The organism is Pseudomonas sp. stari2, from assembly GCF_040760005.1.
Classification (GTDB): Bacteria; Pseudomonadota; Gammaproteobacteria; order Pseudomonadales; family Pseudomonadaceae; genus Aquipseudomonas.
Window position 1 is genome coordinate 1 of record NZ_CP099760.1, and the last position, 17,832, is coordinate 17,832.

Consider the following 17,832-nt stretch of genomic DNA (forward strand, 5'->3'; position numbering starts at 1 on the left):
ATGTCCCGACTCAATCCCCGGCAGCAAGAAGCCGTGAACTACGTCGGCGGCCCTCTATTGGTGCTCGCCGGTGCTGGCTCCGGCAAGACCAGCGTGATCACGCGCAAGATTGCGCACCTGATCCAGAACTGCGGCATCCGTGCCCAGTACATCGTCGCCATGACCTTCACCAACAAGGCCGCGCGCGAGATGAAGGAACGGGTCGGCACCCTGCTGCGTGCCGGCGAAGGTCGTGGCCTGACGGTCTGCACCTTCCACAACCTGGGCCTGAACATCATCCGCAAGGAACATGAACGGCTGGGCTACAAACCCGGTTTCTCGATCTTCGACGAAACCGACGTCAAGTCCCTGATGACTGACATCATGCAGAAGGAATACGCGGGCGACGACGGCGTCGACGAGATCAAGAACATGATCGGCGCCTGGAAAAACGACCTGATCCTGCCGGCTGAAGCCCTGGAAAACGCCCGCAATCCCAAGGAACAGACCGCTGCCATCGTCTACACCCACTACCAGCGCACGCTCAAGGCGTTCAACGCAGTGGACTTCGACGACCTGATCCTGCTGCCGGTGAAGCTCTTCGAAGAGCACGCCGACATCCTCGAGAAGTGGCAGAACAAGGTGCGTTACCTGCTGGTGGACGAATACCAGGACACCAACGCCAGCCAGTATCTGCTGGTGAAAATGCTCATCGGCAAACGCAACCAGTTCACCGTGGTGGGCGACGACGACCAGTCGATCTACGCCTGGCGCGGTGCGCGGCCGGAAAACCTGATGCTGCTCAAGGACGACTATCCGTCCCTGAAAGTGGTGATGCTGGAGCAGAACTACCGCTCCACCAGCCGCATCCTGCGCTGTGCAAACGTCCTGATTTCGAACAACCCCCACGAATTCGAAAAGCAGCTGTGGAGTGAGATGGGCCACGGTGACGAGATCCGCGTGATCCGCTGCCGCAACGAGGACGCCGAAGCCGAGCGCGTGGCCATGGAAATCCTCAGCCTGCACTTGCGCACCGACCGCCCGTACAGCGATTTCGCGATCCTCTATCGCGGCAACTACCAGGCCAAGCTGATCGAGCTGAAACTGCAGCACCACCAGGTGCCGTACCGTTTGAGCGGCGGCAACAGCTTCTTCGGGCGTCAGGAAGTCAAAGACCTGATGGCCTACTTCCGCCTGATCGTGAACCCGGACGACGACAACGCCTTCCTGCGCGTGATCAATGTGCCGCGCCGCGAAATCGGCTCGACGACCCTGGAAAAACTCGGCAACTACGCCACCGAACGCAAGATCTCGATGTACGCCGCCACCGATGAACTCGGCCTGGGCGAGCATCTGGACAGCCGCTTCACCGATCGCCTGTCGCGCTTCAAGCGTTTCATGGACAAGGTGCGCGAGCAGTGCGCCGGCGAAGACCCGATTTCGGCGCTGCGCAGCATGGTCATGGACATCGACTACGAGAACTGGCTGCGCACCAACAGCTCCAGCGACAAGGCCGCGGACTACCGGATGAGCAACGTCTGGTTCCTGATCGAAGCCTTGAAGAACACCCTGGAAAAAGACGAAGACGGCGAAATGACCGTCGAGGACGCCATCGGCAAACTCGTTCTGCGCGACATGCTCGAACGTCAGCAGGAAGAAGAGGACGGCGCCGAAGGCGTGCAGATGATGACTCTGCATGCGTCCAAGGGTCTGGAGTTCCCTTACGTGTTCATCATGGGCATGGAAGAGGAAATCCTCCCGCACCGCTCCAGCATCGAAGCCGACACCATCGAAGAAGAACGCCGCCTGGCCTACGTGGGCATTACCCGCGCGCGCCAGACCCTGGCATTTACCTTCGCCGCCAAGCGCAAACAGTACGGCGAGATCATCGACTGCGCGCCAAGTCGCTTCCTCGATGAGCTGCCGCCGGACGACCTGGCCTGGGAAGGCAACGACGACACACCGACCGAAGTCAAAGCCGTGCGGGGCAATAGCGCATTGGCTGATATACGCGCGATGTTAAAGCGCTAGAATTGACCACTTTTTACTAGACCTTCGGCGCACAAAGCGTCAAATGAGGACAGCTTCATGGAAGCATTGCACCAGAAAATCCGCGAACAAGGCATCGTGCTTTCCGACCAGGTCCTGAAGGTCGACGCCTTCCTGAACCACCAGATCGACCCGGCCCTGATGAAGCTGATCGGCGACGAATTCGCCTCGCTGTTCAAGGATTCCGGCATCACCAAGATCGTCACCATCGAAGCCTCGGGCATCGCCCCGGCGATCATGACCGGTCTGAATCTCGGCGTGCCGGTGATCTTCGCCCGCAAGCAACAGTCCCTGACCCTGACTGAAAACCTGCTGTCGGCGACCGTTTACTCGTTCACCAAGAAAACCGAAAGCACCGTGGCCATTTCCCCGCGTCACCTGACCAGCAGCGACCGCGTGCTGATCATCGACGACTTCCTGGCCAACGGTAAGGCGTCCCAGGCGCTGATTTCGATCATCAAGCAGGCCGGCGCCACCGTGGCGGGCCTGGGCATCGTGATCGAGAAGTCGTTCCAGGGCGGCCGTGCAGAGCTGGATTCCCAGGGTTACCGCGTCGAGTCGCTGGCTCGCGTGAAGTCGCTGAAGGATGGCGTGGTGACTTTCATCGAGTAACCCGCAACACCGCAGGACTTCTGTGGGAGCCAGTTTGCTGGCTCCCACAGTTGGTTTTGGGATGGACAGTTATTGCGCAGTGGCCTTCAGCCCAGTGAGCAGCAACCGCTGAAACAGGTCTTCCTTCAGACCTTCCGGATCAGTGAGCTGCATGCGCGCCAAGTGCTCCGGGTACAACACCGCATCCGGCGCATCCAGCGCGGCCTTGCCCAACTCCAGAATCTCCGTCAGCTTGAACTTGCTCTTCAGCCAGTTCAGCGCCCGCAGTAGATCCTTCTCGACCTCAGTGAAATCGCAGCCCAGCGGATACTCCGGAAACAGGTTCGGATGCCGTGCGGCAATCGCCTGCAAGCGGTGCGGGGTGTTGTCGGTAAAGCGCGGATCGAGACGGAAATCCTTCGGCAGCTTGCCGACCTTCTGCGCCTGCTCGATCAAGCCCTGCTGGAAGCGTGAGTCGCTGATATTGAGCAACGCTTCGATCACAACCGCATCCGACTTGCCGCGCAGATCGGCGATGCCGTACTCGGTGACCACGATGTCGCGCAGGTGCCGGGGAATCGTGCAATGGCCATATTCCCAGACAATGTTCGAACTGACATCGCCGCCGGATTCGCGCCAGCTGCGTAGCAGCAAAATCGATCGCGCATCGTGCAGCGCATGGCCCTGGGCGACGAAGTTGTATTGCCCGCCGACGCCGCTGAGCACCCGGCCATCCTGTAACTGATCGGACACCCCGGCCCCGAGCAGGGTCATGGTGAATGCGGTGTTGATGAATCGCGCATCAATGCGTTGCAGGCGTTTGAGTTCTTCCTGACCGTACAGCTCGTTGATGTAACTGATGCGAGTCATGTTGAATTCAAGGCGTTTACTGTGGGGCAGCTCACGCAGTCGCTCATAGAAACTGCGCGGCCCGAGGAAGAAGCCGCCGTGCACCGAAATACCGTCGGTTTGCGCCGCCTCGTCGAGGGTACCGGCATTGGCCTGTTCCTGGGTCTGCACGTCCGGGTAGACCTTGCGCCGGATGATCCCGGCGTCCGCCAGCACCAGCAGGCCGTTGACGAACATTTCGCTGCAACCGTAAAGCCCTTTGGCGAATGGCTCGACCCCGCCTTCGCGTTCGATCAGTTGCGCCCACTGGCTGAGGTTCACATCGGCCAGCAACTCACGGTAGCCGGCATTGTCGGCCTGCCGCGCCAGCAACGCAGCGGTCAGGGCATCGCCCATCGAGCCGATGCCGATCTGCAAGGTGCCGCCGTCGCGCACCAGCGTACTGGCGTGCAGACCGATGAAATGATCCTGAAAGCCGACGGGCATGTTCGGTGTGGAAAACAGCGTGCTGCTGTCCTTCTCGTCGATCAGCAGGTCGAAAGTATCGATGTCGACTTCGGCATCGCCCGGCATGTACGGCAGCTCGGTGTGCACCTGACCGACCAGCAGAATGGTCTCCCCCGCTGCCCGACGTTTGGCGATCATCGGGAACAGGTCGAGGGTGATGTCCGGGTTGCAGCTCAGGCTCACGCGATCGGGATGTTCGCTGCTGCTGGCGAGCAACTGCGCCACCAGGTTCAACCCGGCGGCGTTGATGTCGCGAGCGGCATGGCTGTAGTTGCTGCTGACGTAGTCCTGCTGAGCCGGCGCGCTGTTGAGCAGGCTGCCGGGCTGCATGAAGAACTGTTCGATGCGGATGTTGCCCGGCAGGCTGTCGCGGCGCAGGTCGGCGAGGAATTCCAGCTCCGGGTAATCACCGAACACCCGTTCGACGAAGGGCTCGATGAAGCGCTTCTGCAAACCGTCCCCCAACGCTGGACGGCCGAGACACAGCGCGGTGTAGATCGTCAGTTGCCGTTCGGGCAATCCGGCCAGCCGCCGGTACAGCGCGTTGACGAAGGGATTGGGTTTTCCCAGCCCCAGCGGCAAGCCCATGTGGATATGCGCCGGCAACCGCGCCAGTACGTCGTCCACTGCCTGTTCGATCGAACACAACTGCACCATCTGAAGCCTCCTGCCCGTTCCGTGAATAGGGGTACGACCGAGATTGCCGGTTGTTTGCTGCAATGAACAGCCTCGAGCCTGAATCGCAGGCACAAAAAAACCGTCCGAAGACGGTTTTTTTCGTCAGAAGCGCGGCTTATTTCAGGCCGGACATTTTCTGGATCGCACCCTTCAGCTCGTCATCCGAGCAGTCGGCGCAGGTGCCTTTCGGCGGCATGGAGTTGATACCGGTAATCGCCTTGGCGAGGATGCCGTCGAGGCCGCCCTGATGATCGGCGCGGTCTTTCCAGGCCGCTGTGTCACCGATTTTCGGCGCACCCAGCAGGCCGGTGCCGTGGCAAGCGTTGCAATGTTTGGCAATCACTTCGTCCGGCGTCTTGGCGCCACCACCGCCGCCTGCCGAAGCAGCGACTTCCATCCCCTTGCACTCTTGCCCTTGAACACACACCTGGCCGACAGGCTCGAGGCGTTTGGCAATGTCGTCATTCGTCGCAGCTTGAGCGCTGACAGCCCAGAGGGCCAGTACGGTTGCTGGTGCAGCCAGCATTTTCATAATTAGATTCACGCGTTCACCCTCAATGGTGGCTATTCACGCCTGCGGCCACGGTTCGCAGGCGGGCGCAAGTATAGCGGGTAGCCCGCCACACTGAAACAACCCCAAAGTTAAAGGGGTCTTGTTGCGCATCGGTCAAACAGTTCGGACACCTTTGCCGCAGTGGCCTGGCGTCTCTCGGTTTAAAAATTCGCCGGCGTGGCTGCGCTGATTAGTCGCGCCGGTGCGTCAAACGGATTACGGAATCGATGCGGCTTGGTACTTTCAAAGTAGTAGCTGTCGCCGGCTTCGAGAATAAAAGTTTCAAGGCCCACCACCAGTTCCAGACGCCCTTCCACCAGAATCCCGGTTTCCTCGCCTTCATGGGTGAGCATTTCTTCGCCAGTGTCGGCGCCCGGCGGATAGATTTCGTTGAGAAACGCGATGGCCCGACTCGGGTGGGCACGGCCGACCAGTTTCATGGTCACGGCGCCGTCGGAAATGTCGATCAGCTCGTTGGCCTTGTAGACGATCTGAGTCGGTTTTTCCTGGAGGATTTCTTCGGAAAAGAACTCGACCATGGACATGGGAATCCCGCCCAGCACTTTCCTCAACGAACTGATCGAAGGGCTGACGCTATTCTTTTCGATCATCGATATGGTGCTGTTGGTGACGCCCGCGCGCTTGGCGAGTTCACGCTGGGAAAGCCCTTTGAGCTTGCGGATCGATTGCAGTCGTTCACCGACGTCCAAGGCTTGGGCCTCCTGAGTGTTGTAGAAATATTGAGCGTTATCATGGCGACAGCGTTCAGTATTTACAACACTTGGGCCCGGCCCTGGCTTCAACCCTCGGAATAGAGCCTTGGCACCCGACGCAGGTTGCAGAAAATCTGGTACGGAATGGTGTCCGCCCACTTCGCCACGTCGCTGGCGAGGATGTTCTTGCCCCACAGCTCGACGGTCGAACCCAGACCTGCTTGCGGCACGTCGGTCAGGTCGATGCAGAGCATGTCCATCGACACGCGGCCAAGAATGCGGCTGCGTTTGCCGGCCACCAGCACCGGGGTGCCGGTCGGCGCCTGGCGCGGATAACCGTCGGCGTAACCCATGGCGACCACGCCGATGCGCATCGGTTTGTCGGTGATGAATTTTGCGCCGTAACCCACCGGTTCGCCGGCCGGCAGTTCGCGCACACTGATGACTTTCGATTCCAGGGTCATCACCGGTTGCAGGCGCTCGGCCACGGCGTTGGCTTCTTCGAACGGGGTGGCGCCGTAGAGCATGATGCCCGGGCGCACCCAGTCGCTGTGAATCTGCGGCCAGCCCAGCACCGCCGGCGAGTTGCGCAGGCTGACTTCGGCCGCCAGGCCCTGACGCGCAGCCTCGAATACGGCAACCTGATCGGCACTGCTCTGCTCATGCAGTTCATCGGCCCGGGCGAAGTGGCTCATCAGCACGACTTTCGCCACTTTGCCGCTGGCCAGCAAACGCTGGTAAGCCGCCGGATAATCCTTCGGATGCAAGCCAACGCGGTGCATGCCCGAATCAAGCTTCAGCCATACGGTGATCGGTTTACTCAGGGACGCCTGCTCGATCGCTTCGAGCTGCCACAGCGAATGCACCACGCACCAGAAATCATGCTCGACGATCAGCGCCAGCTCATCGGCCTCGAAAAAGCCTTCAAGCAACAGCACCGGCGCACGAATCCCGGCGGCACGCAACTCCAGGGCTTCTTCGATGCACGCTACAGCAAAGCCATCCGCTTCGACCTCCAACGCCTGGGCGCAGCGCACAGCGCCATGACCGTAGGCATCGGCCTTGATCACCGCCAGTGCCTTGGCACCGGTCACTTCACGGGCGAGACGGTAGTTGTGACGCAGGGCTTCTAGATCGATCAGGGCACGGGCAGGACGCATGGCAGCAGACTTCTTGGCGGTCATGGGAATAAAAACCGGCGCTGGCTGGCGGCGTGAACCGCCAACAGTACCGGGAGAGGGATCTTTACAACAAGGTTACGGCAGCGCGGCAACGATAGAGATTTCCACCAGAATGCTCGGCTTGGCCATCTTCGCTTCGACAGTGGCACGGGCCGGTGCTGCACCTTTGGGCAGCCACTGATCCCACACCGAATTCATGCCGGCAAAGTGCGCCTCGATGTCGTTCAGGTAGATCGTTGCCGACAGCAGATGCTGTTTATCGGTGCCGGCCAGGTCCAGCAGACGCTCGATATTGGCGAGTACGTCGCGGGTCTGTTGTTCGACCCCGGCGTTGAAGTCATCGCCGACCTGCCCGGACAGATACACCGTACCGTTGTGGCTGACGATCTGACTCATGCGCTCATTGGTGAGCTGGCGCTGGATTGCCATGCTTTGCGGACTCCTGGATCTTGTTGCCATAACGGGAAATATCGAGGCCTTCGGCGCTGATCTGCGGCTTTTTCTTCGCCATCAGGTCAGCCAGCAAGCGACCGGAACCGCATGCCATGGTCCACCCGAGCGTGCCGTGACCGGTGTTCAAAAACAGGTTCTTGAACGGGGTGGCGCCGACAATCGGAGTGCCGTCCGGCGTGGTTGGACGCAGGCCGGTCCAGAAACTCGCCTCGGCCAGATTACCGCCCTGAGGATAAAGGTCGTTGACGATCATCTCCAGGGTTTCGCGCCGACGCGGGTTCAGCGAGAGGTCAAAACCGGCGATCTCCGCCATGCCGCCGACGCGGATGCGGTTGTCGAAACGGGTGATCGCGACCTTGTAGGTCTCATCGAGAATGGTCGAAGTCGGGGCCATGGCCGGGTTGGTGATCGGCACGGTCAGCGAGTAACCCTTGAGCGGGTAAACCGGGGCCTTGATACCCAGCGGCTTGAGCAGTTGCGGCGAGTAGCTGCCGAGGGCCAGCACGTAGCGGTCGGCGGTTTCCAGCTTGCCGTCGATCCACACGCCGTTGATGCGGTCACCGGCGAAGTCGAGGCGCTGGATGTCCTGGCCGAAGCGGAATTCCACACCCAGATTCACGGCCATTTCGGCGAGGCGGGTGGTGAAGATCTGGCAGTCGCCGGTCTGGTCGTTCGGCAGACGCAGGGCACCGGCGAGGATATCGGTGACGCTGGCCAGGGCCGGCTCGACGCGGGCAATACCGGCGCGGTCAAGCACTTCGAACGGCACACCGGATTCTTTCAGGACGGCGATGTCCTTGGCGGCGCCATCAAGCTGGGCCTGAGTGCGGAACAGCTGGGTGGTGCCCAGGCTGCGGCCTTCGTAGGCAATGCCGGTTTCGGCGCGCAATTCGTCGAGGCAGTCGCGGCTGTACTCGGACAGACGCACCATGCGCTCCTTGTTCACCGCGTAACGGTTGGCGGTGCAGTTGCGCAGCATCTGCGCCATCCACAGGTATTGGTCGATGTCGGCGGTGGCCTTGATCGCCAGCGGCGCGTGGCGTTGCAGCAGCCATTTGATGGCCTTGAGGGGAACGCCCGGCGCAGCCCACGGCGAGGCATAGCCCGGCGAGACCTGGCCTGCGTTGGCGAAGCTGGTCTCCATGGCCGCGGCTGGCTGCCGATCGACCACCACCACTTCAAACCCGGCACGGGCCAGATAGTAAGCACTGGCGGTACCGATGACGCCGCTACCCAAGACCATAACGCGCATTTTTGTATCCCTCTCGCGGCGTGCCGCGTACGTCTGTTGTTAGAGCAATGATGCGCGCAGTGTAAAAAAGATTCGCCAGTGCTTTTCACTGTATAAGCGCCTATATTTGGCGACAATTCTCGGCAAAAACCCTTTTCACGGAGGCGCATCCCCTATGCGTACCAACACTCAGACCAAACGTGAGCTGGACAAGATCGACCGCAACATCTTGCGGATCCTGCAGGCGGACGGGCGGATTTCATTCACTGAACTGGGCGAGAAGGTCGGGCTCTCCACCACACCGTGCACCGAGCGGGTGCGACGCCTGGAGCGTGAGGGGATCATCATGGGCTACAACGCCCGCCTGAATCCGCAGCACTTGAAGGGTAGTCTGCTGGTGTTCGTCGAGATCAGTCTCGACTACAAATCCGGCGATACTTTCGAAGAGTTCCGACGTGCGGTGCTGAAATTGCCCCACGTGCTGGAATGCCACCTGGTGTCAGGGGATTTCGACTATCTGGTGAAGGCGCGGATTTCCGAGATGGCCTCGTACCGCAAGCTGCTGGGCGACATCCTGCTGAAGCTGCCCCACGTGCGCGAATCCAAGAGCTACATCGTGATGGAAGAAGTGAAAGAGAGCCTGAGCCTGCCGATTCCGGACTGAGCGCTCAGACCAGCACCTGTCGGTTTTCCGCCATGTACTCGAACACCTGCTTCTCGACCCTCGGGTGAATCAGCTCCACCGGCCGCCGGCCGTTGGGGCACGGCAGGGTCTGGGTGGTGCCGAACAACCGACATATCAGTGGCCGCTCGTCATACACCGTGCAGCCGTTCGGCCCCAGGTGCACACAGTTGAGCTCTTCCATGGCCGCGTCCTGTTCGGCGCGGGTCTTGCGCGGGAGGCGGGACATTTCCTCGGGTGAGGTGGTCACCGGCCCGCAACAGTCATGGCAGCCCGGCACGCACTCGAACGTGGGAATCTGCTGACGCAGGGTGCGGATTTTCTGACTGTTGCAGCTCATTGCAGCATTAACCGGGGCGAAATAGGCGGCAATTGTGCCGCAAAAGCCGTGTTCCAGACACCACGGGCCGACCAATGTTGCCCGGCCTCGGGCCTGCGGCTTATGCTCCGTCAAATTTTCTCGACACCCGCTCAGGATGACGCCCATGAATGCCCGCGCCCACACCTCCGCGAGCCAGCACCACGTTGCCTCTTACTACGCCGCCAGCAGCCTGCCGCAACCCGACCATCCGGTGCTGCAAGGTGAACTGATCGCCGACGTGTGCGTGGTCGGTGGCGGTTTTTCCGGGCTGAACACCGCGCTGGAATTGGCTGAACGGGGTTTGGGCGTGGTGCTGCTGGAAGCCCACCGGATCGGTTGGGGCGCCAGCGGCCGCAACGGCGGACAACTGATTCGCGGGGTCGGTCACGGCCTCGATCAGTTCGCCAACGTGATCGGCGCCGACGGCGTGCGGCAGATGAAACTTATGGGCCTGGAAGCGGTGGAAATCGTCCGCCGACGCGTCGAGAAATTTCAGATCCCCTGCGACCTGACCTGGGGTTACTGCGACCTCGCCAACAAACCCTCCGACCTGGAAGGTTTTGCCGAAGACGCCGAAGAGCTGCGCAGCCTCGGTTATCGCCATGAAACACGTCTGTTGCAGGCGAACGAGATGCACACCGTGGTCGGCTCCAGACGCTACGTCGGCGGCCTGATCGACATGGGTTCCGGTCATTTGCACCCGCTGAACCTGGCACTCGGCGAAGCCGCCGCGGCGCAGCAATCGGGGGTGAAGCTGTTCGAGCAATCGGCGGTGACCCGCATCGATTACGGCCCCGAAGTCCGCGTGCACACCGCGCAAGGCTCGGTGCGGGCGAAAACCCTGGTACTTGGCTGCAATGCCTATCTCAACAATCTGAATCCACAACTCAGCGGCAAGGTGCTGCCGGCCGGCAGCTACATCATCGCCACCGAACCACTGAGCGAAGAACAGGCCCACGCCCTGTTGCCGCAGAACATGGCGGTCTGCGACCAGCGGGTGGCGCTGGATTACTATCGTCTCTCGGCGGACCGTCGCCTGTTGTTCGGCGGCGCCTGTCATTACTCGGGGCGTGACCCGAAGGACATCGGCGCCTACATGCGGCCGAAGATGCTGGAAGTGTTCCCGCAGCTCGCGTCAGTGAAAATCGATTATCAGTGGGGCGGGATGATCGGCATCGGTGCCAACCGTCTGCCGCAGATCGGCCGGCTCGCCGACCAGCCGAACGTGTATTACGCCCAGGCCTATTCCGGTCACGGCGTGAATGCCACGCACCTCGCGGGCAAGTTGCTGGCCGAGGCCATCAGCGGCCAGCACAGCGGTGGCTTCGACCTGTTCGCCAAAGTGCCACACATCACCTTCCCCGGCGGCAAGCATTTGCGCTCGCCATTACTGGCGTTGGGGATGTTGTGGCATCGCCTTAAAGAGCTGGTCTGAGATTTCGCTGTGAGATCGTTCCCACGCTCTGCGTGGGAACGATCCTGATACAGATCTCAGATCCGCCAGAACGGCTTCAATCCCTCCTCCAGCGCCTGTTCCCGGGTCAGCCCGACATCCTTGAGCTGCTCCGGCGTCAGCCCCAGCAACGCCTTGCGCGTGTGCAGACGATGCCAGAACAGGCCCCAGCGACTCAGGCCGGACGGCGCGTTGCGCAGCATCTCGTTGCGCGCCCTGTCCTGTTGCCCTGCCTCCAGTTCCTGACTGTGTAACGTCAGCCGCACATCGCTCAAGCCGTTCATTTTTGTCGCTCCTGTTTACTTGGGTAGCCAGAGATTCCATGATGCGCGGGCCGACAAAAGCATTACAGATTCAACACATCTGTATTATTTCCATACAGATTTGCTGTCTCCGGGACTGAATTGTCGATTTACGCCGCATCTGTACTGGTTTTTCGAATCACCTGCATCGAGGCAGTGCCATGACCCTGTATGTGAACCTCGCCGAGTTGCTCGGCACCCGCATCGAACAAGGCTTCTACCGTCCTGGTGATCGCCTGCCGTCGGTGCGCGCCTTGAGCGTAGAACATGGGGTCAGCCTCAGCACGGTGCAGCAGGCCTATCGAATGCTGGAAGACAGCGGCCTGGCCACGCCAAAGCCTAAATCCGGGTACTTCGTGCCGGTCGGTCGTGAGTTGCCGGAATTGCCGGCGGTCGGGCGCCCGGCCCAGCGTCCGGTGGAGATTTCCCAGTGGGATCAGGTGCTGGAACTGATTCGTGCGGTGCCGCGCAAGGACGTGGTGCAGCTCGGTCGCGGTATGCCGGACATCTCGTCGCCGACGATGAAACCGCTGCTGCGCGGGCTGGCCCGTATCAGCCGCCGTCAGGACATGCCCGGTCTGTATTACGACAACATTCACGGCACCCTCGAACTACGCGAACAGATCGCCCGGCTGATGCTCGATTCCGGCTGCCAGTTGAGCGCCAGCGATCTGGTAGTCACCACCGGTTGCCATGAAGCGCTGTCCACCAGCATTCACGCGATCTGCGAGCCCGGCGATATCGTCGCGGTGGACTCGCCAAGCTTTCACGGCGCCATGCAGACCCTCAAGGGGCTGGGCATGAAAGCCCTGGAAATCCCCACCGACCCGCTCACCGGCATCAGCCTCGAAGCCCTGGAACTGGCGCTGGAGCAATGGCCGATCAAGGTCATCCAGCTCACGCCCAACTGCAACAACCCCCTCGGCTACATCATGCCGGAGTCGCGCAAACGCGCGCTGTTGACGCTGGCGCAGCGCTTCGACGTGGCGATCATCGAGGACGACGTGTATGGCGAACTGGCCTACACCTATCCGCGTCCGCGCACGATCAAATCCTTCGACGAGGATGGCCGCGTCTTACTGTGCAGTTCGTTTTCCAAGACCCTCGCGCCGGGGCTACGTATAGGTTGGGTCGCGCCGGGCCGATACCTCGAGCGGGTGCTGCACATGAAATACATCAGCACCGGCTCTACCGCACCGCAACCGCAGATCGCCATCGCCGAGTTTCTGAAAGCCGGGCACTTCGAACCGCATTTGCGGCGGATGCGCACTCAATATCAGCGTAATCGCGACGTGATGATCGATTGGGTGACGCGATACTTCCCGGCCGGTACCCGCGCCAGCCGCCCGCAGGGCAGCTTCATGCTTTGGGTCGAATTGCCGGAAGGTTTCGATACCCTGAAACTGAATCGTGCGCTGCACGATCAGGGCGTACAGATTGCCGTCGGCAGCATCTTTTCGGCCTCGGGCAAGTACCGCAATTGCCTGCGCATGAACTACGCGGCCAAACCGACGCCGCAGATCGAAGACGCGGTGCGCAAGGTCGGCGCGACGGCAATCAGGCTTCTGGCTGAAAGCCACGACCTCTGACGTCTCTCAACGCATACGAAACCCCAGCTCGGTCTCGAGTCGAGTCAGGTCGCTGACCCGGCTCGCAGCTGATGGAATTCGAGCGTCCAGTTCGAGCTCGACTTCCATGTTCAGGCCCTCAATACCTACGCCTGCGAGCGCAGGTATCAGGCGGACTCCCGGGCGCAGGAGATGCGCATCCGGTCCGTCTCCCTCGCTGAGCCATTGCGCCGGTTTTCCGTCCACCCGCACCGCCACTACGCGCACTTTGAGAGTGCCAGGACCGAAGCGGTATTGCGCGGCATCGGCTGCCGGCCCGATCAGCTCCAGTCGTAACGGACCGAGTCGCTCGCATTGGACATTGACCTGCACTCGACGCAGACCAAGACTCAATGCATCCCCCGGCGCTGACTGCGCCAACAATTGCCCGCGCGTGGCCGCGCCAAAATCGATGGCGGACGGACCAAGCCTGACAGCGCATCCGGAGTTCGCCTGCGCCGGCTCCATGAAGCTCATTGTGCTCAACAACCACCCGCATAACGTTCCCGGTTTCAATCCATGCATGATGTTTTCCTTGTTCAAACGGTTCGACAGGTGGCCTGCGCAGCTTCGTACAACGCGTCGAGGTCGCGCTCCTCGCTCAGGGCGAACTCCAGACGACAGCGCTGACCGTCCGGCATCAACACGTGCAATTGAAGGTCGGGCTGAACGTCTGACAGAAAAATCCGCCCGTCCTCCAGCACGCTGGTGATATACCGGCCCTGTGCGTCGAACACACCGACGCCTTTGCGCAGCAAACCATTGTCCGCCGTGTGAGCCTGCAACAGCACACGCCGGGTGGTCACGATGTCGAAGGCCAGTTGCGGTACGGCGTTTCGTCCGGCTTCGACCTCTTGATAAGCGTTGTGCACATCGACATTGCGCGCAAGACTCACGGTGTCGAGCTCCACCCGCCCCTTGCTGTAGGCCGGCAAACTGGCCGCCACGGCACGGCCTGCGAAGTCGGTCCATACAGGGCCGCGCGGTGTGTTGAGTTTTATCCCCGCACTGTCGCCCGCCTTGAGCAAGGCAAAAGTGTCGCGCAATGGATAGGGCGAGAAGGTCACGCCTTCAGCATGCAGCAACGCACCGCCACGCAGACCGACGTCATAGCTCTGGTCGCCGGCACCGCTACGCGAGTAACCCGTGTCCAGCTGACTGTAACGAGGCAACAGATTGACCCGCCCGTTATACCCGGCCACCCCGCCATCGGAACGCTCGGTGCCGACGCTGTAGGCCAGGGTATCGCTGAGCTGTTCATTGAATTGCAGACCGCTGCGAGTGCCACTGATCGAGTCATTACGCACATCACCGCGCAACGTGCGACGCGCGCCCAACGGCACGCCGACACTCAAATAGACCGCCGTACCGCGAGCGTCATCCTCGTAACCGGCAACGTCGCGCTCCAGGGTCAACGTCAGATTGGCCCGGCGCACATTCTGCGACCAGGCGAAAGCGACCCGTGAAGTCGCGATGCCCTCAAACATGGAGTACCGCGAGTAGCTGGCGGAAAAACCGCCCAGTGTCGGGCTACTGGCGCTGAGGCTCGCCGCCAATTGATTGCGCACCCGCCGGTAAGGCTGATCGTTGCGCGAATCCCAAGTGGTATCCGAAAGCGTCCGGAAACCCTGTGTCTGCTGTGTCAGCGTCAGACTGGCCGACAGCCCTTCATCGAGCAACCCGTTGGCCGTCCACTGCAACTGTGTACCGGACAGCGCGTGATCCTGCGCCCGGGAAATGACCTGACGACCACCCAGTACCAGTCGATCACCGACGGCCCCTTGCATCGCCCACCCCAGCGACTGATAGCCCGTGCCGAGCATTGCGCCGCCCGTAGCCTGCCAGCGCGGGCCAAGCCGCCAGTCCCTGCTGGCAGCGGCAAACGACGGCGCATCCCGTTCATCCCCGGTGTATCGCCGCACCCTGCCCGCCGCCAGTGCATAGCCGGGAGTCCGGCCAGGCATCGCACCGCGCAACCGGGACGCAGGCACAAGAAAGCGCCGCTGCTGGCCATCTTCTTCGTGCACCGTTACCTCCAGATCCACGCTCTGACTGAGCAGCGGCAAACCCACCAGAGTGAAGGGGCCGGCAGGCACCACCGTCGTATAGATCAACGCGCCGTTCTGGGCCACTTCGATCCGCGCGGAGGAATAGGCGATACCCTCGACTCTGGCACTGGAACTGTCCTCGTCCAGTTCCATCAGTGCCAATTCTGGCTGTACCTGGAAACCATTGAAGGCCTCACCGGAGAAAAGTGGTGAAACCATGTTCAACTGCCCCAACTGCAGATTGGCCCGATAGTGTTCGGATGTGTGCGAAGCGTAGGCATACAAGTGATCGACGCGCCCCTGTCCATCGAAACCGGTGTAGGCCTGGCGAGTACGAAAAGACCAGTCCACCGCGTTCAAGCCGACTTCCGTGTTAAGGCTGCGATACTGCGAGGAGTGCCCGGCATAACGACTACCGAGCAACAACGCGTCGTAATTGAACAGCCCTGCCGTACCACCGTTGACGAAGCTGTGCCGGGGCGGACTGTCGGGCAGCAGCGCGGCGGTGGGCACCAGCAGCGCGATGAGTTCACGGGACGGGTCGGCTTGTACCACGGAGTCCGGAAAACGCCGGGCGAACAACTCGCATCCCGGCTCTGCGTAAGACTCGACGTGCTCCTGGTCTCTGATGCCGCCACGCTCGAGCAGCGACGGTGTAAAACACAATTCACCCTCAGCATCGAACGTCACCTGTAACCGCCCCTTCGCCACGCCGTTGACCGATAGCGTTACCGCCTGCGCACCCTCGCGAAAACGCGGCGCCAGACTGAAATACTCAGCCAGGCGCGGATCCAGCCCACGCGACTTGAGCACATCCTGATTGAATTCCACCCTGACCGGCTCTGCGCCATGGCTTGACGAATAGCCAAGGGTGCCCATCAACAAGAGACCGCCATACCAAAGCGCAAACATCAATCCCGCCCCAGCGGGGCATCAAAATGCGCGATCGCAAAACCGTAGGTGGTCACCGGAAACAGCCGCACTTGTGTCGCCGGGGGTGCCCCTTCAGCGGTCCCGCTCAGCGTGAGTGTTTCGCCGGGCAGCAGATAAGTGCGCCCCAGATCCAGCTCCCGCTGCACCGGCAGTAACATCACAGAGTGACCCAACCGTACGACGTACGGACTGGGGTTGCGCACCTGCACTTCGACGCCTTTTTGCGTCCATCGCAAATGCCTCCACGGCTCGCGGTCAATCGGCAAGTTCGCCGGGCGCAGAATCGCCGGAATATTCTGGCGCACGCTCAGACTGACCTGAGCCTGGCCTGACGAGTCCTGTGGCGCGATGCCTTCGAATACCACGCGCTTGAGACGCTCGGTTTTCAATGGCTCGGCGCTACGCAGGATGAACCGCACACGCTGGGTTGCACCGGCTTCGACCCGACTGACCGGCGGCGTCAGCAACAGCAATGACTCGGTATCCTGCGGCACATCTTCGATAGTGGTGTGCAACAGCGCCGGATGCGGCTCGCTATTGAGTACATTGATCCCCGCTTCACCCACCGCTTCGTCCAGTACCACGACCGGCGTCTCTGGAACCATTCCCGTCGCTCGGGCAAGGACGGGCATCCAAGAACCGACCAGCCACACACCGACAATGGCATTGCGCACAAAGGCATTCATATTGTTGTCCACAGGCGAGCGCGCAGCCGGCACTCACGCCAGACCGCGAGCCAGCCGATTGTTTTGATTGGAAAATGACAGGCTTCGCAAGAAGCCGAAGCCTGTCGAATGTCCCTGCGCAGGAGTGCAACACTGTCTGCCCTGCCTTGAGGGCAGCCGTGCAATCCTCCTCAGAGGTAGAGCAACTCGAACGTCGCCGACCCTTTTAGAGGTATGTAATTGCTGAGATCCAGGTTCTGCGAAGGGCCGACGACCGGAACCAGAGTCATGGGAAATGTATGCACGACCCCTGGCATCGGCCCTGCTGCCAGCGACGCCCCCCATGAGTAGCGCAGGTTGCCACCCTCCACGTTTTTCCCGACCAGGGTTGCCGTATCCGGACTATCCCAGTTGGGCATGCTCCCTTGCTTGTACATCACCATGGAAGGCTGACCATCGACCGTAGGTGTCCCGAAGCGCAGCCCGTAGCCACCGATTTTTTTGGCGCCGGGCGCCAAGCCGATTCCGTAGATGTACATCGACCAGTCCGTTCCATCGACAACGATGCCCGGCAGTTGAGTATGAGCCTGATTGTCATGCACCTTGATCGCCATGGGCGCGGACGCCGAGCAGGTCACGTTCAAGGATATGGTGTGATTGGTCAGCTCGGTCTGACGGTCGGGGTTCAGAGAGGCAGCAGAAATATTCCCCAGATTGACCGTGTTACCGCCGGTGAATGCAGGCTTGCATGAGGTCGGCACGATGGTGCCGGTGATGTTCAGATCCCCACCAGCAGCCATGACCAATGACGGACACAGGGCACCTGCTATAGCTATTGCACGATAGGTCTTGCGCATGAAAATTCTCACTCCATAAGAATCGAAAGATGACAGCCAGCTGCGCTTCTTCTGCTGAAAAACAGGAAACTTCCTGCCTCAGAATCGGCGTTGTCATTATTCCGATTGCTTCCCGGTAGCGATGTAAGGCAAGGGTGTAT

The 17,832-nt window shown here is 61.0% G+C and carries 17 protein-coding genes; 5 read left to right on the forward strand and 12 right to left on the reverse strand.

Going from position 1 to position 17,832, the window contains the following annotated elements; all coding sequences use genetic code 11:
- Both rep and NH234_RS00010 read left to right on the forward strand, forming a co-directional pair.
- Complete coding sequence (gene rep, locus NH234_RS00005; protein WP_085731399.1) at nt 1-2,010, forward strand: DNA helicase Rep; 2,010 nt, start codon at nt 1-3, stop codon at nt 2,008-2,010.
- Nucleotides 2,011-2,067: 57 nt separating this feature from the next.
- Entirely contained in the window at nt 2,068-2,640 is a 573-nt protein-coding gene (locus NH234_RS00010) for a xanthine phosphoribosyltransferase (protein WP_007920398.1), read from the forward strand.
- A gap of 69 nt (nt 2,641-2,709) precedes the next feature.
- On the opposite strand, the gene NH234_RS00015 is transcribed toward NH234_RS00010, so the two are convergent.
- The 6 genes from NH234_RS00015 to dadA form a co-directional block, all read right to left on the reverse strand.
- Nucleotides 2,710-4,632 (reverse strand): acetyl-CoA hydrolase/transferase C-terminal domain-containing protein, encoded by a 1,923-nt coding sequence (locus tag NH234_RS00015; protein ID WP_367255208.1) that lies wholly within the window; start codon nt 4,630-4,632, stop codon nt 2,710-2,712.
- Nucleotides 4,633-4,768: 136 nt separating this feature from the next.
- Nucleotides 4,769-5,185: a c-type cytochrome gene (locus tag NH234_RS00020; RefSeq protein WP_041071964.1), complete on the reverse strand. Its 417-nt coding sequence runs from the start codon at nt 5,183-5,185 to the stop codon at nt 4,769-4,771.
- Between the two features lie 182 nt (nt 5,186-5,367).
- Nucleotides 5,368-5,916 (reverse strand): cupin domain-containing protein, encoded by a 549-nt coding sequence (locus tag NH234_RS00025; RefSeq protein ID WP_003229444.1) that lies wholly within the window; start codon nt 5,914-5,916, stop codon nt 5,368-5,370.
- An 89-nt stretch (nt 5,917-6,005) separates the two neighbouring features.
- Nucleotides 6,006-7,079: an alanine racemase gene (gene alr, locus NH234_RS00030; protein WP_367257261.1), complete on the reverse strand. Its 1,074-nt coding sequence runs from the start codon at nt 7,077-7,079 to the stop codon at nt 6,006-6,008.
- A 96-nt stretch (nt 7,080-7,175) separates the two neighbouring features.
- Nucleotides 7,176-7,529, reverse strand: a complete 354-nt coding sequence (locus tag NH234_RS00035) for a RidA family protein (protein WP_039765240.1) — start codon at nt 7,527-7,529, stop codon at nt 7,176-7,178.
- Nucleotides 7,501-8,805: a D-amino acid dehydrogenase gene (gene dadA, locus NH234_RS00040; protein ID WP_367255211.1), complete on the reverse strand. Its 1,305-nt coding sequence runs from the start codon at nt 8,803-8,805 to the stop codon at nt 7,501-7,503. Before dadA ends, NH234_RS00035 begins: the two co-directional genes overlap by 29 nt.
- A gap of 154 nt (nt 8,806-8,959) precedes the next feature.
- Between dadA and NH234_RS00045 the strand changes: the two genes are divergently transcribed.
- Nucleotides 8,960-9,448, forward strand: a complete 489-nt coding sequence (locus NH234_RS00045) for an Lrp/AsnC ligand binding domain-containing protein (protein WP_003177284.1) — start codon at nt 8,960-8,962, stop codon at nt 9,446-9,448.
- Nucleotides 9,449-9,452: 4 nt separating this feature from the next.
- On the opposite strand, the gene NH234_RS00050 is transcribed toward NH234_RS00045, so the two are convergent.
- A complete protein-coding gene (locus tag NH234_RS00050; protein WP_007954485.1) occupies nt 9,453-9,806 on the reverse strand; it encodes a YkgJ family cysteine cluster protein in 354 nt (117 codons plus the stop codon).
- Between the two features lie 145 nt (nt 9,807-9,951).
- Between NH234_RS00050 and NH234_RS00055 the strand changes: the two genes are divergently transcribed.
- Nucleotides 9,952-11,262, forward strand: coding sequence for an NAD(P)/FAD-dependent oxidoreductase (locus NH234_RS00055; protein ID WP_367255214.1), 1,311 nt, complete (start codon nt 9,952-9,954; stop codon nt 11,260-11,262).
- A gap of 56 nt (nt 11,263-11,318) precedes the next feature.
- On the opposite strand, the gene NH234_RS00060 is transcribed toward NH234_RS00055, so the two are convergent.
- The gene (locus tag NH234_RS00060) at nt 11,319-11,564 is read right to left on the reverse strand and encodes a DUF1127 domain-containing protein (protein WP_119426800.1); all 246 of its coding nucleotides are present in this window, start codon (nt 11,562-11,564) and stop codon (nt 11,319-11,321) included.
- A 179-nt stretch (nt 11,565-11,743) separates the two neighbouring features.
- On the opposite strand from NH234_RS00060, the gene NH234_RS00065 reads away from it, so the two are divergent.
- Complete coding sequence (locus tag NH234_RS00065; protein WP_367255216.1) at nt 11,744-13,171, forward strand: PLP-dependent aminotransferase family protein; 1,428 nt, start codon at nt 11,744-11,746, stop codon at nt 13,169-13,171.
- 6 nt (nt 13,172-13,177) lie between these two features.
- Here NH234_RS00065 and NH234_RS00070 read toward each other — a convergent pair whose 3' ends face one another.
- From NH234_RS00070 to NH234_RS00085, 4 genes are all read right to left on the reverse strand, one after another.
- Nucleotides 13,178-13,714: a hypothetical protein gene (locus tag NH234_RS00070; protein WP_085731392.1), complete on the reverse strand. Its 537-nt coding sequence runs from the start codon at nt 13,712-13,714 to the stop codon at nt 13,178-13,180.
- Nucleotides 13,715-13,728: 14 nt separating this feature from the next.
- Entirely contained in the window at nt 13,729-16,149 is a 2,421-nt protein-coding gene (locus tag NH234_RS00075; protein ID WP_367255219.1) for a fimbria/pilus outer membrane usher protein, read from the reverse strand.
- Nucleotides 16,149-16,856, reverse strand: a complete 708-nt coding sequence (locus NH234_RS00080) for a fimbria/pilus chaperone family protein (RefSeq protein ID WP_085731390.1) — start codon at nt 16,854-16,856, stop codon at nt 16,149-16,151. Before NH234_RS00080 ends, NH234_RS00075 begins: the two co-directional genes overlap by 1 nt.
- Nucleotides 16,857-17,026: 170 nt before the next feature.
- Complete coding sequence (locus tag NH234_RS00085; protein WP_367255221.1) at nt 17,027-17,692, reverse strand: DUF1120 domain-containing protein; 666 nt, start codon at nt 17,690-17,692, stop codon at nt 17,027-17,029.
- Between the last annotated feature and the right edge of the window lie 140 nt (nt 17,693-17,832).

Bases quoted from the DNA above. Each gene is read 5' to 3' on its own strand.
- rep (WP_085731399.1), top strand. From the start codon at position 1: ATGTCCCGACTCAATCCCCGGCAGCAAGAAGCCGTGAACTACGTCGGC.
- NH234_RS00010 (WP_007920398.1), top strand. From the start codon at position 2,068: ATGGAAGCATTGCACCAGAAAATCCGCGAACAAGGCATCGTGCTTTCC.
- NH234_RS00015 (WP_367255208.1), bottom strand. From the start codon at position 4,632: ATGGTGCAGTTGTGTTCGATCGAACAGGCAGTGGACGACGTACTGGCG.
- NH234_RS00020 (WP_041071964.1), bottom strand. From the start codon at position 5,185: ATGAAAATGCTGGCTGCACCAGCAACCGTACTGGCCCTCTGGGCTGTC.
- alr (WP_367257261.1), bottom strand. From the start codon at position 7,079: ATGCGTCCTGCCCGTGCCCTGATCGATCTAGAAGCCCTGCGTCACAAC.
- NH234_RS00035 (WP_039765240.1), bottom strand. From the start codon at position 7,529: ATGGCAATCCAGCGCCAGCTCACCAATGAGCGCATGAGTCAGATCGTC.
- dadA (WP_367255211.1), bottom strand. From the start codon at position 8,805: ATGCGCGTTATGGTCTTGGGTAGCGGCGTCATCGGTACCGCCAGTGCT.
- NH234_RS00045 (WP_003177284.1), top strand. From the start codon at position 8,960: ATGCGTACCAACACTCAGACCAAACGTGAGCTGGACAAGATCGACCGC.
- NH234_RS00050 (WP_007954485.1), bottom strand. From the start codon at position 9,806: ATGAGCTGCAACAGTCAGAAAATCCGCACCCTGCGTCAGCAGATTCCC.
- NH234_RS00055 (WP_367255214.1), top strand. From the start codon at position 9,952: ATGAATGCCCGCGCCCACACCTCCGCGAGCCAGCACCACGTTGCCTCT.
- NH234_RS00060 (WP_119426800.1), bottom strand. From the start codon at position 11,564: ATGAACGGCTTGAGCGATGTGCGGCTGACGTTACACAGTCAGGAACTG.
- NH234_RS00065 (WP_367255216.1), top strand. From the start codon at position 11,744: ATGACCCTGTATGTGAACCTCGCCGAGTTGCTCGGCACCCGCATCGAA.
- NH234_RS00070 (WP_085731392.1), bottom strand. From the start codon at position 13,714: ATGCATGGATTGAAACCGGGAACGTTATGCGGGTGGTTGTTGAGCACA.
- NH234_RS00075 (WP_367255219.1), bottom strand. From the start codon at position 16,149: ATGTTTGCGCTTTGGTATGGCGGTCTCTTGTTGATGGGCACCCTTGGC.
- NH234_RS00080 (WP_085731390.1), bottom strand. From the start codon at position 16,856: ATGAATGCCTTTGTGCGCAATGCCATTGTCGGTGTGTGGCTGGTCGGT.
- NH234_RS00085 (WP_367255221.1), bottom strand. From the start codon at position 17,692: ATGCGCAAGACCTATCGTGCAATAGCTATAGCAGGTGCCCTGTGTCCG.